The organism is Sphingomonas kyungheensis (assembly GCF_037120395.1).
Classification (GTDB): Bacteria; Pseudomonadota; Alphaproteobacteria; order Sphingomonadales; family Sphingomonadaceae; genus Sphingomonas; species Sphingomonas kyungheensis.
The window spans coordinates 181,757-196,919 of record NZ_JBBBDM010000001.1; the positions used below are offsets into that span (position 1 = coordinate 181,757).

General features: G+C 68.7%; 17 protein-coding genes. 8 read left to right on the forward strand and 9 right to left on the reverse strand.

All coding sequences use genetic code 11. The features are described 5' to 3' along the window. Nucleotides 1-4: 4 nt before the first annotated feature. A complete protein-coding gene (locus tag V8201_RS00785; protein ID WP_336544244.1) occupies nucleotides 5-1,417 on the forward strand; it encodes an amino acid permease in 1,413 nt (470 codons plus the stop codon). 37 nt (nucleotides 1,418-1,454) lie between these two features. Then, the gene (locus V8201_RS00790) at nucleotides 1,455-2,126 is read left to right on the forward strand and encodes a phosphatase PAP2 family protein (RefSeq protein WP_051583545.1); all 672 of its coding nucleotides are present in this window, start codon (nucleotides 1,455-1,457) and stop codon (nucleotides 2,124-2,126) included. A 792-nt stretch (nucleotides 2,127-2,918) separates the two neighbouring features. On the opposite strand, the gene galE is transcribed toward V8201_RS00790, so the two are convergent. Then, nucleotides 2,919-3,929 (reverse strand): UDP-glucose 4-epimerase GalE, encoded by a 1,011-nt coding sequence (gene galE / locus V8201_RS00795; protein WP_271299552.1) that lies wholly within the window; start codon nucleotides 3,927-3,929, stop codon nucleotides 2,919-2,921. Between the two features lie 62 nt (nucleotides 3,930-3,991). On the opposite strand from galE, the gene msrA reads away from it, so the two are divergent. After that, complete coding sequence (gene msrA, locus V8201_RS00800; RefSeq protein ID WP_037535506.1) at nucleotides 3,992-4,528, forward strand: peptide-methionine (S)-S-oxide reductase MsrA; 537 nt, start codon at nucleotides 3,992-3,994, stop codon at nucleotides 4,526-4,528. Between the two features lie 225 nt (nucleotides 4,529-4,753). On the opposite strand, the gene V8201_RS00805 is transcribed toward msrA, so the two are convergent. The 8 genes from V8201_RS00805 to V8201_RS00840 all read right to left on the reverse strand — a co-directional run bounded on the left by V8201_RS00805 (nucleotide 4,754) and on the right by V8201_RS00840 (nucleotide 10,935). Continuing rightward, on the reverse strand, nucleotides 4,754-5,533 hold the full coding sequence (locus V8201_RS00805) for a sigma-70 family RNA polymerase sigma factor (RefSeq protein ID WP_336544245.1): 780 nt from the start codon (nucleotides 5,531-5,533) through the stop codon (nucleotides 4,754-4,756). Beyond that, complete coding sequence (gene flhA, locus V8201_RS00810) at nucleotides 5,530-7,602, reverse strand: flagellar biosynthesis protein FlhA (RefSeq protein ID WP_037531897.1); 2,073 nt, start codon at nucleotides 7,600-7,602, stop codon at nucleotides 5,530-5,532. Before flhA ends, V8201_RS00805 begins: the two co-directional genes overlap by 4 nt. Before the next feature lies 1 nt (nucleotide 7,603). Then, nucleotides 7,604-8,449 carry a lytic transglycosylase domain-containing protein gene (locus V8201_RS00815; protein WP_336544246.1) on the reverse strand — a complete coding sequence of 282 codons (846 nt, stop codon included), beginning with the start codon at nucleotides 8,447-8,449 and terminating at the stop codon, nucleotides 7,604-7,606. Nucleotides 8,450-8,566: 117 nt separating this feature from the next. After that, nucleotides 8,567-8,881 (reverse strand): flagellar protein FlgN, encoded by a 315-nt coding sequence (locus V8201_RS00820; protein WP_152542114.1) that lies wholly within the window; start codon nucleotides 8,879-8,881, stop codon nucleotides 8,567-8,569. Continuing rightward, complete coding sequence (flgM, locus tag V8201_RS00825) at nucleotides 8,868-9,176, reverse strand: flagellar biosynthesis anti-sigma factor FlgM (RefSeq protein WP_037531903.1); 309 nt, start codon at nucleotides 9,174-9,176, stop codon at nucleotides 8,868-8,870. The genes V8201_RS00820 and flgM overlap by 14 nt, the downstream gene beginning before the upstream one ends. Before the next feature lie 90 nt (nucleotides 9,177-9,266). Continuing rightward, nucleotides 9,267-9,788 carry a flagella basal body P-ring formation protein FlgA gene (locus tag V8201_RS00830; RefSeq protein ID WP_271299551.1) on the reverse strand — a complete coding sequence of 174 codons (522 nt, stop codon included), beginning with the start codon at nucleotides 9,786-9,788 and terminating at the stop codon, nucleotides 9,267-9,269. Then, complete coding sequence (locus tag V8201_RS00835; protein WP_336544247.1) at nucleotides 9,785-10,294, reverse strand: hypothetical protein; 510 nt, start codon at nucleotides 10,292-10,294, stop codon at nucleotides 9,785-9,787. The genes V8201_RS00830 and V8201_RS00835 overlap by 4 nt, the downstream gene beginning before the upstream one ends. Beyond that, on the reverse strand, nucleotides 10,291-10,935 hold the full coding sequence (locus tag V8201_RS00840) for a MotA/TolQ/ExbB proton channel family protein (protein ID WP_081792909.1): 645 nt from the start codon (nucleotides 10,933-10,935) through the stop codon (nucleotides 10,291-10,293). Before V8201_RS00840 ends, V8201_RS00835 begins: the two co-directional genes overlap by 4 nt. Nucleotides 10,936-11,553: 618 nt before the next feature. Between V8201_RS00840 and flgB the strand changes: the two genes are divergently transcribed. The 5 genes from flgB to flgF are packed head-to-tail and all read left to right on the forward strand — an operon-like array spanning nucleotide 11,554 to nucleotide 15,152. Next, nucleotides 11,554-11,898 (forward strand): flagellar basal body rod protein FlgB, encoded by a 345-nt coding sequence (flgB, locus tag V8201_RS00845; RefSeq protein WP_037531908.1) that lies wholly within the window; start codon nucleotides 11,554-11,556, stop codon nucleotides 11,896-11,898. Nucleotides 11,899-11,902: 4 nt separating this feature from the next. Next, nucleotides 11,903-12,310 (forward strand): flagellar basal body rod protein FlgC, encoded by a 408-nt coding sequence (gene flgC / locus V8201_RS00850; protein ID WP_037531910.1) that lies wholly within the window; start codon nucleotides 11,903-11,905, stop codon nucleotides 12,308-12,310. Nucleotides 12,311-12,312: 2 nt separating this feature from the next. Continuing rightward, nucleotides 12,313-13,041, forward strand: coding sequence for a flagellar hook assembly protein FlgD (locus V8201_RS00855; protein WP_271299549.1), 729 nt, complete (start codon nucleotides 12,313-12,315; stop codon nucleotides 13,039-13,041). A gap of 39 nt (nucleotides 13,042-13,080) precedes the next feature. Then, entirely contained in the window at nucleotides 13,081-14,376 is a 1,296-nt protein-coding gene (locus V8201_RS00860) for a flagellar hook protein FlgE (protein ID WP_037531913.1), read from the forward strand. 23 nt (nucleotides 14,377-14,399) lie between these two features. Beyond that, nucleotides 14,400-15,152, forward strand: coding sequence for a flagellar basal-body rod protein FlgF (gene flgF, locus V8201_RS00865; RefSeq protein ID WP_037531916.1), 753 nt, complete (start codon nucleotides 14,400-14,402; stop codon nucleotides 15,150-15,152). The last annotated feature ends 11 nt before the right edge of the window (nucleotides 15,153-15,163 follow it).

Consider the following 15,163-nt stretch of genomic DNA (forward strand, 5'->3'; position numbering starts at 1 on the left):
GCTCATGCTCGGCCCGCGCAAATCCCTCGACGCCGTCGTCCGCCAGCAGGCGGGGCAGGCGCTCGCCAAGACGCTGTCGTGGCCGCATCTCATCGCACTGGGGGTGGGGGCGATCGTCGGCACCGGCATCTATACGCTGACCGGCGTCGGGGCGGAGCGCGCGGGACCCGCGGTGATCCTCGCCTTTGCGATCGCCGGTGCGGTCTGCGCCTGCGCCGCGCTCGCTTATGCCGAGCTGGCGACGATGATCCCCGCGGCGGGCAGCGCCTATACGTTCAGCTATGCCGCGCTCGGCGAGACGGTGGCCTGGGTGGTCGGGTGGAGCCTGATCCTCGAATATTCGCTCGCCTGTTCGACCGTCGCGGTCGGCTGGGCGGGCTATCTGGTCGGCTGGATCGAATCGGCGGGAGTGCACCTTCCCGCGCTCCTCCTCGCCGGGCCGCATGGCGGCGGGCTGATCAACCTGCCCGCGGTGCTGGTCGCGCTCGGCGTGATGGGGCTGCTGCTGCTCGGCACGCGCGAGAGCGCGACGCTCAACATCCTGCTGGTGGTGATCAAGCTGGTCGCGCTGGCGGTGTTCGTCGGCTTCGCGCTGCCCGCGTTCAACGCCGATCACCTCCACCCGTTCATGCCCTATGGCTTCGCCTCGGTGGAGAGCGGCGGCACCAAGCGCGGGGTGATGGCGGCCGCCGCGATCGTCTTCTTCGCCTTCTACGGGTTCGACGCGGTCGCCACCTCCGCCGAGGAGGCGAAGAACCCGGGGCGGGACCTGACGATCGGCATCGTCGGGTCGATGCTCGCGTGCACGCTGATCTATATGGCGGTCGCGGTCGCCGCGGTCGGGGCGCTGCCGTTCACCGCGCTCGCCCATTCGAGCGAGCCGCTGGCGCTGGTGCTGCGCTCGCTCGACCGGCCCTTCGCCGCCCATCTGATCGCGCTCGCTGCGGTGATCGCGCTGCCGTCGGTGATCCTGGTGATGATGTACGGGCAGAGCCGCATCTTCTTCGTCATGGCGCGCGACGGGCTGCTGCCCCGCAGTCTCGCGACGCTCAGCCCGCGGACCGGCGCGCCGGCGCGGATCACGCTGCTGACCGGCGTGTCGATCGCGCTGGTCGCGGGGTTCTTCCGCCTCGACGAGATCGCCGAGCTCGCCAATGCCGGCACCCTGCTCGCCTTCATCGCGGTGGCGGCGTGCATGATGGTGCTGCGGCGGACCGCGCCGGCGCAGCCGCGGCTGTTCCGCTGCCCGGCGCCGTTCGTCGTCGGCAGTCTGGCGGTGCTCGGCTGCGTCTATCTGCTCGTCAGCCTGCCGCAGGCGACGCTGGTCCGCTTCCTCGGCTGGAATGCGATCGGCCTGCTCGTCTATCTCGGCTACGGCCGCCGCCACGGGCTCGCCGCCGCCGCCGCCACCGCTTGACGGCACCGCGCGCGCGATCGCACGTTCGGGTCGGTCTATGACCGATCCTCATCCTTCGGGCGGCCGCCGCCTGCCGCCGCTGCTCGCCGGTCTTGCGCTGATCGCGGTCGGGCTGCTGATCCTGCTGATCGGCGCCTTCGCCACCAGCCGCTATCCCTTCGCCTTCGATCGCGCGATCATCGTCGGCGCGCGCGCCTGGCATGGCCCGGCGTGGTTGCCCAAGGTGGCGGGCGACATCACCGCGCTCGGCGGCGGCGTGGTGCTGACGGTGATCGTCGTGATCGTCGCGGGCTTCCTGCTGATCCAGCGGCTGTGGCTGACCGCGCTCGCCACCGCGCTCGCCAGCCTGACCGGCGGCTGGGTGGTCGACGCGGTCAAGGGCGTGGTGCTGCGCGCGCGCCCCGATCTGGTGCCGCATCTGGTCGATGCGAGCGGCTACAGCTTCCCGAGCGGCCATGCGACGTCGAGCGCGGTGGTCTATCTGACGCTGGCGTCGCTCGCCGGGCAGGTGACGCCGGACCGCGCCGCGCGCCGCTATCTACTCGCCGTCGCGGTGCTGCTGGTCGGCGCGATCGGGTGCAGCCGCGTCTATCTCGGCGTCCACTGGCCGAGCGACGTGATCGCGGGGTGGAGCTTTGGCACCTTGTGGGCGCTCGGCTGGTGGACCGCGACGGCGAAGGCACGGGTGGCGATCGGCGGCGAGCGGTGACTGTGGCCGGATTGGGGCAACATGGACAAGGTGAACACCTCGATGGAAACAATCCGGGGTGATCGTTTCCGTTTCTTTGGCTTCGACGATGAGACAGAGCGGGTGTTGCGGCCGTGTCGCTACCGGATGCCGGCGGGGTAGGACAGGGGGGTGTGGTTCCGGTTTGTTATGCGGGGCTTGTGGTGGGGGTGGTCCTATTCGGGGTCGGGATCGTGCTGTCTTTGCCGATGCGGCAGGTGGAACGGGTGTTTGGGTTCGCGCGGAGGCGCGGAGGACGCAGAGATGGTGCGCGGGAGGGGGTTTGGGTGAGTTGTCTCGACGCGGTTGTTAGGTCTTTGTCGCAGATGATCACGGCTCCAGCGACGCCGGGAGGCAGTCAATTTTCTGAGCCGCAAGCGGTTGTTCTGCTTGGCCACTGGATTTCCGCCTTCGCGGGAATACTGGTGCTTTGGATGGTCGGAGTGACTATTCCGAAGGATCTGTCTTCAAACGTCCGGGGTGGCCAGCATCTTGCCTGCTCACGAACCACCCCGGCGGGGGCCGGGGTCTAGTTGGGTAAAGCTTCGTGATAACTTGCCGGCTTGCCCAACTGGGCCCCGGCCTTCGCCGGGGCGGTGAGGAGGCTTGTGTAAAGGGCTGCCTGTCGGGACGGGCCGCGGCGGACGCAGGCGCGACATCTCCGCGCCTCTGCGTCCTCCGCGCCTCCGCGCGAACCAAACTCCGCGCGAACCAAACTCCGACCGAGCCGATTTGCGCGCGAGCCACTCGCCGCCCGCAACCGCCCCGCGCGCCTTACCCCCGTTCGGCCAGCTTGCGTTCCCAGGCCAATGCGTCCTTGACGATCGTCTCCAGATCGTCGCGCTCGGGCCGCCACGGCAGCGCGGCGAGGATCGCGGCGTTGTCGGCGACGAGCGCGGCGGGGTCGCCGGCGCGGCGGCCTTCGTAGCGGCGCTCGATCGTCATGTTGGTGACGCGGTCGACCGCATCGAGCACCTCGTTGACCGAGAAGCCGCGGTTATAGCCGGCGTTGAGCGTGTGGCTCTTGCTCGGCTCGGCGACGAGCAGTTCGAGCGCCGAGACATGCGCCGCGGCCAGATCGCTGACATGGATATAGTCGCGCACGCCGGTGCCGTCGGGCGTGTCGAAATCGGTGCCGAACACCGACACCGCGGCGCGCTTGCCGGTCGCCGCCTCGACCGCGATCTTGATGAGGTGCGTCGCGCCGACCGTCGACTGGCCGCTACGCCCCTGCGGATCGGCCCCGGCGACGTTGAAATAGCGCAAGGCGCAATAGTTGATCGGATGCGCCGCGGCGACGTCGCGCAGCATCGCCTCGGTCATCAGCTTCGACATGCCATAGGGGTTGATCGGCACGGTCGGGTCGTTCTCCTGCACCGGCACCTTGACCGGCGTGCCATAGGTCGCCGCGGTCGAGGAGAAGATGAAGTGCGGCACACCCTCGACCACCGCGCTTTCGAGCAGGCTGCGCGTCGCGGCGGTGTTGTTGCGATAATATTTGAGCGGGTCGCTGACCGATTCGGGCACCACCACCGATCCGGCGAAGTGCATGATCGCGCGCACCTTATGATCGCGGATCGTGGCGCGGACGACCGCCTCGTCCTCGATCGCCGCGGTGACCAGGGTGGCGCGCGGATCGACCGCCCAGTCGAAGCCGGTGACGAGATTGTCGACGACGACGACCTCATAGCCCGCGTCGAGCAGCGCCAGCACCGCGTGGCTGCCGATATAGCCGGCGCCGCCGGTCACCATCACCTTGCCGTTCAACCCGTTCTGCAACGCCATCGTCTGTCTCCCGTCTTCCGCGCGCCCTACCGCGTTCCTACATCGGCGCAAAGGAGACTGTGATGACAGACTATGTGACGCTGGCCGGCGGCTGCTTCTGGTGTACCGAGGCGGTGTTCAAGGACGTGATCGGCGTCGAGAGCGTCGAGAGCGGCTATATCGGCGGGTCGGTGCCCGATCCGACCTATCGCCAGGTGTGTGGCGGCGACACCGGCCATGCCGAGGCGATCCGCATCGGCTATGATCCGGCGCAATTGCAGCTCGGCGACCTGCTCGACATCTTCTTCGCGACGCACGATCCGACGCAGCTCAACCGTCAGGGCAATGACGTCGGCACGCAATATCGTTCGGCCATGTTCCCGGCGGACGAGACGCAGGAGAGCGAGATGCGTGCCGCGATCGAGCGCGCGCAGGCGGACTCGGCCAAGCCGATCGTCACCACGATCGAGCCGATGTCGACCTGGTATCCGGCGGAGGATTACCACCAGGATTATTGGGAGACCTCGGGCCGGTCGAACCCCTATTGCATGGCGGTGATCCCGCCCAAGTTGCAGAAGCTGCGCAAGAGCTTCGCGGCGCGGGCGAAGGCGGCGGCATGAGATGATCCTCCCCGGGACGGGGAGGTGGCGCCGCGCAGCGGTGACGGAGGGGGGCTACCGCGTGCGCAGCGCTTGCGGCGAGCCACGGCATAAATCCTCCCCGGCACGGGGAGGTGGCACCGCGCAGCGGTGACGGAGGGGGGCTTCCGCGTGCGAAGCGCTTGCGGCGAGCCCCCTCCACCACCACGCTGCGCGTGGCGGTCCCCCTCCCCGTGCCGGGGAGGATTAGATTTTCTTAGCCAAAGCTTTCTTCAATCGGCCGTGCGCGGCAGCCTTGATCTGGCAGACCCTTGCCGCACCGACGCCGAGGACGCGGCCGATCTCTTCGAGGTTGAGTTCCTCGACGTAGAACAATTGCACCACCAGAGCCTCGCGCTCGGGCAGCGCGCCGATCGCGGCGATCAGCGTGTCGCGCAGGTCGCTCTCGGCGAGCTGTTCAAAGGCGTCGGGCGTGTCGTCGGCGAACCAGGGCAGATCGTCCGAATAGATGTCGTCGATCGCCTCGAACCGCACCGCCTCGGCGGTGACGTAATCGGCGCGCAGCTTCTCGACCGAGACGCCGAGTTCGCGCGCGACCGCCGCCTCTTCGGGCGGGCGGCCGGTCTGCGCGGTCAGCGTCGCGATCGCGGCATGATATTGCCGCCGCCGCCGCATCGCCCCGCGCGTCGAGGTCGCCTGCCGGCGCAGTTCGTCGATCATCGCGCCGCGCAGGCGGGTCTGGAGATAGGCGCGGAACTGCGCGCCTTGCTCCGCGGCCTGGCCGACCGCCTCGACCAGCGCGACGAGGCCGATCTGCACCAGATCCTCGACCTCGACGATCGTGCTCATCGAACCGTGGACGTGCCAGGCGATCCGCCGGACCAGCGGCAGATACTGGCGGATCATCGCCTCGGGATCGCCGCCCGGCCGGGTGGCGCGCGAATAGGTGAGCGGCGCCTGCGGCACCATGTCGGCGGGCGCCGGGGTGGCGGCGGTGAACGCCTGCGGCATCGGCTCGGCGCTCATGCCGCGAGCGCCTGATGCTGCTGGCCGATCACCGCGACGACCTCGACGGCCTTCTCCTCGGGCACCTCGAAGAAGGAGAGGACCGGCGTGTCGGGCAGCACCGTCTTGACCAATTTGCGGATGGCGAGGCGGATCGCCGGCTGGACGACCAGCGCGAACGGCTTGGCCTCGGCGATCAGCGGCTGGGCCGCCTCCTGCAGCGCATCGACGATGCGGCGGCCGAGATCGGGCTCGATGACGTGGCGGCGCGAGCTGTCGGCGCGTGCCGCCTGACCGAGCAGCGCTTCGAGCTGGCCGTCGAGCGTCATCACGCGCAGCGGTTCGCGCATGCCGCACAGTTTCTGGATGATCAGCGGGCCGAGTTCGGGGCGGATCAGTTCGATGATCTCTTCGGCGTCGGCGCTGCGCGTGGCGGCAACGGCGATCGCCTGGGCGATGCGACGGAATTCCTTCAACGGAATATTCTCCGCAAGCAGGCCCTTGAGGACCTGGGTGAGGGTGGTGAGCGGCAGCGGATTGGGGGTGAGCGCGGCGACGAGCTGCGCCGCGCGCTCCTTGAGCCCGTCGAGCAGCGACTGGACCTCGTCGGGGCCGAGCAGATCGGTGGCGTTGGCGCCGAGCAGATGGTTGAGGTGCGTCGCCATCACCGTGCCGGCATCGACGACGAGGAAGCCCGCGCCGGTCGCCGCATCGGCATCGCCCGACGGGATCCAGGTGGCGTCGAGCCCGAAGGTCGGGTCCTTCGCCTTCTTGCCGCTGAGCGAACCATAGGCCTGGCCGGTGTCGAGCGCGAGCATCTCGTCGGGCGACACCTGATCCTCGCCGAGCACGACGCCGTTGATGAGGATGCGATAGGTATAGGGCGCGAGGTTGATGTCGTCGCGCACGCGGCATTGCGGCACGACGAAGCCCAGTTCGCGCGACAGCTGGCGGCGCACGCCGGTGATGCGGCCCATCAGCGGCGCGCCGCGGCGCGGATCGACCAGCGGCACCAGGCCATAGCCGATGTCGAAATTGACCTGCATGCCGTCGGTCACCTCGTCCCAGCCGATCTTGGACGGGTCGGCGGGCTCCTCGGCGACCGCGGGCGCAGCCTCGACCACCGGGCGGCGCTCGATCTGGCGCAGCTTCCAGGCGGCGAAACCGGCGATCCCCGCGGCGGTGAGGATGACGAGATGCGGCATGCCGGGCAGCAGCCCGAGCAGGCCGAGGATCACCGCGACCGGCGTCCAGGTGCGCGGGGACCCGAACTGGCCGCCGATCTGGCCGGCGAGGTCCTTGTCCGACGAGACGCGGGTGACGATCGCGGCGGCGGCGATCGACAGCATCAGCGACGGCAGCTGCGCGACGAGCGCGTCGCCGATCGCGAGCAGTATGTAGCTTTTCGCCGCGGCGGCGATCGTCATGCCGTGGCTTACGGGTCCGAGGATCAGGCCGCCGATGACGTTGGCGGCGAGGATCAGCATCGCCGCGACCGCGTCGCCCTTCACGAACTTGGACGAACCGTCCATCGATCCGTAGAAATCGGCCTCGGTCGCGACCTCGACACGGCGCTTCTTGGCGTCGTCGGGGGTGATGAGGCCGGCGTTGAGGTCGGCGTCGATCGCCATCTGCTTGCCGGGCAAGGCGTCGAGCGTGAAGCGCGCCGAGACTTCGGAGACGCGGCCGGCGCCCTTGGTAACGACGATCAGGTTGATGATCATCAGGATCGCGAAGACGAAGATGCCGACGACATAGTCGCCGCCGATCAGGAAGGTGCCGAACGCCTCGATGACGTGACCCGCCGCGCTCTCGCCCTCGTGGCCGTGGACCAGCACGATGCGGGTCGAGGCGACGTTGAGGCCGAGGCGGAACAGCGTCGCGAACAGCAGCACCGTCGGGAAGGACGAGAAGTCGAGCGGCTTCTGCGCGTTGAGCGACACCATCAGCACCGCGAGGCTGATCGCGATATTGGCGACGAAGAAGATGTCGAGCAGGAAGGCCGGGATCGGCACGACCATCACGACGACGAGCAGCAGGATGGCGAGCGGCAGCGCCGCGCCGCGGCCGGAGGCGAGCAGCTTGTTCACCTCAGCGGCCCCCCATCTGCGCGAGCATCATATAGGCGAGCCGGGCATTGGCCGGGGACGGGCGCAGCAGCGCATTGGCGCTGGTCGGCGCGGTATTGAGCCGCCCCATCGCCTGCGTCGCCCAGGCGAGCGCATCCTCCGCGCTCTCGTTGCCGCCGGTGACGACGGTCGAGCCGTTGAGGTCGAGCGACTGGGCGGCGAAGGCGAGGTTGGCGGCGCGCGTCTCGGTGACGCTGTCGCTGCCCGCGCCGAGCTTGTCGGCGAACCGCTGGTAGATCGCCTCGAGCGAGCGCGGCTGGCCGTTGCCGGCGTAGAAGATCGAGCGGTTGGCGCCCGCCGCCTGCGGGAACAAGGATGCCGCCGACGCATCGGGGTTGTTCTGCATCGCCGACAGGAATTTCTTGGCGCCGCCGAGCCCGAGGAAATGCGCCATATAGAGGTCGGTGCCGTTGGCGCTGCGGCCGAGCGTGCCTTCGAGCTCGCCCTTGTTGTCGGAGGCGTGTTCGGCCGCCATCAGCGAGGCGGCGGTGGGATCGTTGCGCAGCGCGAGGATCGCCGAGCGGGTGGCGGGATCGCTGACGGTGAAATGGCCGTGCGACTGGCCGATGCTGTCGGCGGCCCAGGCCATGCCATGTTCGGCGCCGTGCTTCTTGACGACCGCGAGCCAGCTTTGTTCGACGAACTGGTACAGGCCCGACGCCGACGAGGTGCCGGCGCGGGCGTTGGCGTTCAGCCCGGATTCGATCTTGGCCTGGCCGAGCAGATAATCGAAGTCGACGCCCGTCTTGCTGCTCGCAAGCGCGATCGCGGACTGGATCCGGCCGGAGCTAATCGGATTGACGGTCATTACGAAGAAAGCACACCCCTGTTGTCAGAGGGTCTTCAGCAACAACCGTGCCAACTATGACATAAAGCGTCCGGCGCTCGCTCAGAGTCGGTTTGGACATTGGCGCAAGAGCCAATGTCAGGCGCAGGCCGAGACGAACGTCGGGCGGTAGCCGTGGCCGGCATCGCCGGTCAGAATTTGCAGGCGGCGGCGAACATTTGCCGCCATCAGGTTGACGTAGATCCGACACGTCTCGTTGAGGCGGTTGGCCTCGTCGGCAAGCGCGCGCACGTCGTCGCCGGCCGGGCCGGTGCCGAGCGCGGCGACCTGTTCGATGCCGGCGAGCTTGGACTGGGTCGCGCGTTCGAGCGCATGGACGTCGTTGGACTTGAGCGCGTCGATCTCGGCATGGAGCGAGTCGATCACCTGGATGAGGGCATCACGCCGCGTCATGGCCATTCCAGTTCAGCCGGAGTGCGAGAAGCCGGTCGGCGATCGTCGCCGGCAGGATGGGGAAGGAGCCGTTCTGGATCGCCTTCTTGATCTCGTCGATGCGATCGCTGTCGACCGGCGGTTCCGCCGCGAGCGTGCGGGCGAGGTTGCTGAGCTGCGTCGCGTTGCTGGCCGCGGGCGCCTGTTGCGCCGCCTGCTGCACCGCCGGCTGCACCACCGGCGTCGCGGCCGGCGCGGCGACGCGCGAGACGCTTCCACTTCCGTTCAGCGGCGTCGTGCCGATCGAGTCCACCATGTCCGCACCTATCTGTGTTGCCTGACATGGGTGTAAACGACCGGTAGGGCCCCGCCTTTAGAAAAAAGAATCCCGGCGCGGCGGGCGTGCCTATTCGCCCCAGCCAGGCAACGTGGCGCGGCCGCCTTCGAGCGCGATCGCCTGTACCGGCGCCTTGGCGTCGTCGACCTTGACGAGGAAGCGGCCGCCCGGCGGGGCGTCGCCCATCGCAATGCCTTCGCGGCTGATCGAGAAGCCGGACGATCCCGCCTCGATCACCACCGGGTCGCCGCGGCGGATCACCGGTTCGGCCTTGGCGGCGACCGGCGCGCGCGCGGTGGCGGTGGCGGGAGCGGCGGCCGGGCCGGCGGGACGGATGACGGGGACGAAGATGCGCCAGTCGGGCCCCGAACAGGACACGACCACCGCGTCATGCGCCTCGGTCCGCCAGGCGAGCGCGACGGTGGGGCAGAGCGCGAGGCGCAGCCGGCTGTCGATCGCGGTGCGCGCGCCGCCCTCCGCGCCGATCGGCCGGCTGGTGAAGGCGGCGACCGCACGGTCGAGTCCGCCGGTATCCTGAAAGGCGAGTGCGCCGCCCATCGGCGCTGCGGCAAGGAGAAGAGCGAGGATCATCGGTGCTGGTCCATGGATTGCGGCTCGCCGACGAAGGCGAGCGTGAGGATCGCGGCGCGGCGGCCGGGGCGGGGATTGGTGGCGATGGCGATGCGGCGGCTGACCGGGGCGAGCGCCGCGGCAAGGCTGCGCGCGCGGTCGGCGGCGAGCAGCGCGGCGCTGCCGGTGGCGGGGTCGACATCCGCGGCGCTGCCGTCGGTCGACCCGGTGACGGTGAGCGCGACGCGCGGATCGCGCACCGCGTCGCGCGCCCAGGCGATGGCGGCGGCGGGGTCGGTCAGTTCCGCGCTGCCGGGCGCGAAGGCGACGCCGGTCGCCATCATCGCCAATGGCGCGGGCGCGGGCGTGCCGCCGAAGCTTTCGCGCAGCGCATCGGTGATCGCGCGCGGCTTCTCGCTCGCCTGCAACAGGACGAAGAAGCCGACCAGCAGCAGGGCGAGGTCGGCGAGCGTCACCAGCCACAGCGGCCTGGCGGGCGGCGTATCGGGATAGAGCGCGTGGGTCATGCGACGCTCTGCAACGGCGAGCGCGGGGTTTCGCGCAGCGCGAGCGCGAGCAGCGGCGCGTCGATGCGCGCGCGCTCGAACGCCTCGATCCGGCCGGCGGCGCGCAGCCGCTGGCAGATCGGGATCAGCACCAGATTGGCGAGCAGCGCCCCGTAAAGCGTGGCGAGCAGGGCGATCGCCATCGCGCCGCCGATCGCCTTGGGATCGGTCATGTTGGCGAACATGCCGGCGAGGCCGATCAGCGTCCCGACCATGCCCATCGCCGGCGCCGCCTCCGCTGCCGCCGACCAGACGTCGGCATGCGCGACGTGCCGCGCGACGCGGGCGCCGCGGCGATGGTGGAGCAGCGCCTCGACCTCGCGGACGCCGGCGCCGTCGACGATCGCGGCGACCGCGGCGGCGACATCGGGGTCGGCGATCACCGAGCGATCGAGCGCGACGATGCCGTGGCGCTTGGCGATGCGCGCCTGTGCGGCGATCTGGTCGAGCAGCGCATCGGCGCTGAACCGCCGGCGGCCGAGCACCCGCAGCGCGGACACCGCGCCCGACGCGTCGCGCAGCGGCGCGCGCAGGATCGCGGCCAGCGCGGTGCCGCCGCCGACGATGGCGAGCGCGATCGGATCGAAGAATTGGGCGATCATCATGCGCGTGACGTTGCAAGGGGCGGGCCAAATTGCCCGGGATGGGGCGTTCGCCAATGGGGCGGGGTTGCGGAGTCCGGCAGTATTCTCGCGCGGGCGGGAAGCCAGTGGCCAAGCAAATCAACTGCTTGCGGCAGAGAACCACTGGACTCCCGCCGTCGCGGGAGCACTGTGGCGGGAGCATTGCGACGGGTGCCCGGTGCGCGACGGCATCATGTTCCTGCGCACGCGGGAACCCAGGGTCAAGCAGAGCAACGCCCTCAGTTCTCCACAACCCTGGGCTCCTGCGTGCGCAGGAGGACTGGCGCGGGTTCGCAGGCGTCGCGCTTTCGGGGGGGGGCGTGCTGCGGAAGGGTTTCGTAAAGGCTCCCCGACGCTGGTTGCCGGCGCCGCTGCGGCCCGCGCGCAGGAGCGTTTTGGTAAAGCTTTCGAACACCATGCCGGCCGACCGGCGGCAGCTTTTGCCGCTCCCCGGCAACGGGCGGCAAGGCTTTGCCGCCGGCCTTGCCGCCGGGTCCGCGGCCGGCGAAAAAGCGGCAGGTGCCACGCGGAATCGAAAACTGGCACGGCGGTTGCTTAGCTCCGGGCAGCGCAATGGTGCGCCGGAGATTTGGGCCGATGGCCGCAGAGAGTTTGTTTGGAGTCCATGGTGCCGCCCTCGAAGTGCGCGGGCAGCGCATGGGCGTGCTGGCCTCCAACATCGCCAACGCCTCGACTCCCGGCTTCAAGGCGAAGGACATCGACTTCAAGTCGGCGCTCGCCACGCTGGAGCAGGACAATAACGGCACCCTCGACGCCGCGACCAAGTTCCGCGTGCCGCTGCAGACCTCGATGGACGGCAATACCGTCGAGCTCAACGAAGAGCAGACCGCCTTCGCCGAGAACGCCGTCCAGTATCAGACGACGCTGTCGTTCCTCAACGGGCGGATCGGCCAGATCACCCGCGCGCTGAAGGGGGAGTAAGCCGATGGCCGATCCGATCAACGTCTTCCAGGTCGCCGGGCGAGCGATGAGTGCGCAGCTCATCCGCATGAACACCACCGCGTCGAACCTTGCCAATGTCGGCGGCACGACAGGCTCGGCGGACACCGCCTACAAGACGATGAAGCCGGTGTTCCGCACCAGCTTCGACGCGGCGAGCGGCCTTGCCACCGTCGACGTCGAGAAGATCGTCACCGCCGGTGAATCGCCGACCAAGATCTACGATCCGAACAACCCGCTCGCCGACAAGGATGGCAATATCTACCAGGCCGCGGTCGATGAAAGCCGTGAACTCGTCGACATGATGGAGACGGCACGTTCGTATCAAAACAACGTCGAGGTGATGAATACTGCCAAGCAGCTCACCATCGATACCCTCAAGCTGGGACGTTAATGATGGTGGACTCGATTACCTCGACGCAGTCGACGTTCGACGCGACGCTCGACAAGCTCGGCATCAAGCGGTCGGGCTCCACCAGCGCGACGACGACGGCGACCGGCGCCTCGACGACGCCGACCGCGACCAAGACGACGCTCGACCAGTCCGATTTCCTGACGCTGCTGACCACGCAGCTCAAGAACCAGGACCCGCTGAGCCCGATGGACAACACCCAGATGGTCGCCCAGATGGCGCAATTCTCGTCGGTCGCCGGGATCAGCGAGATGAACAAGACGCTGTCGAGCGTCGCCACCAAATTGGGATCGACCACCGCGTCCGACGCGATGAGCTATGTCGGCAAGACGGTGCTGACCGAGGGATCGACCGCCTATCCGCGCGCCAGCGGCAGCCTCGACGGGGCGGTCGAGCTCGACGACGACGCGACGCAGGTCACCGTGTCGATCTCCGACGCCAACGGCGGCACGCTGCGCAACCTGACGCTCGGCGCGCAGAAGAAGGGCACCGCGACCTTCGACTGGGACGGCAAGGACGGCGCCGGCAACAGCGCCGGCGACGGGCCGTTCACGGTCACCGCGCTCGCCACCGCCGGCGACAAGACCGTGACCAGCCGCACCCTCGTGTGGGCGCCGGTCGAATCCGTCTCCTTGCCGTCGAGCGGCTCGCCGACGCTCAAGGTGCTCGGCGTCGGCGACGTCAATCCCGCCGACGTCCGGTCCGCCACCTGATCCCGCTTTTCCCGATATCCGCTTCCAAGGAGTAACCCGATGTCCTTCTACACCTCGCTCTCCGGCCTCCAGGCGTCGCAGACCGACATGGCGACGATCAGCCACAATCTCGCCAACGTCTCGACCACCGGCTTCAAGAAGAGCCGTACCGAATTCGCCGACATCATCGCGTCCAGCACCTCGACCGATCCGCGCAAGATGGTCGGTTCGGGCGTCGTGGTGAAGGGCAACACGCAGCAGTTCAAGGAGGGCAACCTCACCACCACGTCGAACGCGCTCGACCTGGCGATGGTCGGCGAAGGCTTCTTCACGATGCGCTCGACCGGCACCAGCGATTCGACCACCTACACGCGCAACGGCAGCTTCTCGGTCGATTCGAACAACAACGTCGTCGACGCGCAGGGCAGCTACCTGATGGTCTATCCGGTCGACAGCGACGGCAACGTCACCGCCACCGGCGAGAAGGGCCTGACCACGCTGCAGATCCAGCAGACCAGCGGCACGCCCAAGGGCACCAGCAAGGTCGCCACCGCGGTGCAGATGTCGTCCACTTCGACCGTCAAGGGCGCCGCGGCCGACTATAAGTTCGATCGCACCGACACGACGACCTACAACAACTCGGTCGCCTCGCGCATCTATGACGCGAACGGCAATCCGATGACGATGACCAGCTATTACGTGCGCACCGCGACGGGCACCGACGGCCCGCCGGTCACCACCGGCAGCTGGGACGTCTATACCTTCGTCGGCGACCAGGCGATGACCACCGGCACCGCGCCGAACACGAGCAACAAGGTGACGCTGACCTTCGACGACAAGGGCGCGCTGACCTCGACCTCGCCGACCAAGATCGACTTCAACGCCTTCACCCCGACCTCGGGCGCGGCGACGCAGACGATCTCGCTCGACATCACCAATTCGACGCAGCTGTCGTCGGCCTTCGCGGTCAACGCCAAGACGCAGGACGGTATTCCGGTCGGCCAGCTCGCCGGCGTCACCGTCACCGACGCGGGCCTGATCCAGGCGAGCTTCTCGAACGGCGACATCAAGCCGCTCGGCAAGGTCGCGCTCGCCAAATTCTCGACGCCGACCGGCCTGCGCCAGATCGGCAGCAGCTATTGGGCGGCGACCGGCGTGTCGGGCGCGGCGACGCTCGGCATGGCGAGCGCCGACGGCTTCGGCACGCTGATGAGCGGCACGATCGAAGGATCGAACGTCGACATCACCGAGGAGCTGGTCAACCTGATCGCGGCGCAGCGCAACTTCCAGGCGAACTCGAAGGCGCTCGATACCGCCAATCAGGTGTCGCAGACGATCATCCAGATCCGCAACTGAGCGACGCGGCGCGGAGGCTTTAGATGGACAAACTGGTCTATACGGCGGCGACGGGGCTGCGTGCGCACATGCAGGCGCAGGCGGCGATCGCCAACAATATGGCGAATGCGTCCACCACCGGCTTCCGCGCCGACCGCGTCGTCTTCGACCGGATCGAGCTGAAGGGCGGCGGCACGCAGCTCGAGGCGCGCATGCCGACCAGCGAAGAGGTCACCGACGCCGATCGCGCCCCCGGCGCGATCCAGGCGACCGGCCGGCCGCTCGACGTCGCGATCAGCGGCAACACCGACTGGCTGGCGGTGCAGGCCGCCGACGGCAGCGAGGCCTATACCCGTCGCGGCGATCTTGAGATCGCGGCGTCGGGCGTGCTCCAGACCGGCGACGGCTTCATCGTCCAGGGTCAGGCGGGGCCGATCACCGTGCCGCCGCACGACAGCCTGACGATCGCCGCCGACGGCACGATCAGCATCGTGCCGCAGGGCGGCGACGCCAAGAACCCGCAGGTGCTCGACCGGCTCAAGCTGGTCGACACCAAGGGGACGACGACGCTCAAGGGCCTCGACAATCTGCTGCGCGTCAAGGGCGGCGGGGTGCTCCCCGCCAATCTCGACGCCAAGGTGCAGGGCGGCGCGCTGGAGGCCTCCAACGTCAACATGACGCAGGCGCTGGTCGACATGATCGAGAACCAGCGCAGTTACGAAGTCCAGGCCAATCTGATGAAGTCCGCCAAGGACATGGACGAGAGCAGCACCTCGGTGATGCGTCTGCCGAGCTAAGGGAAGAAAGA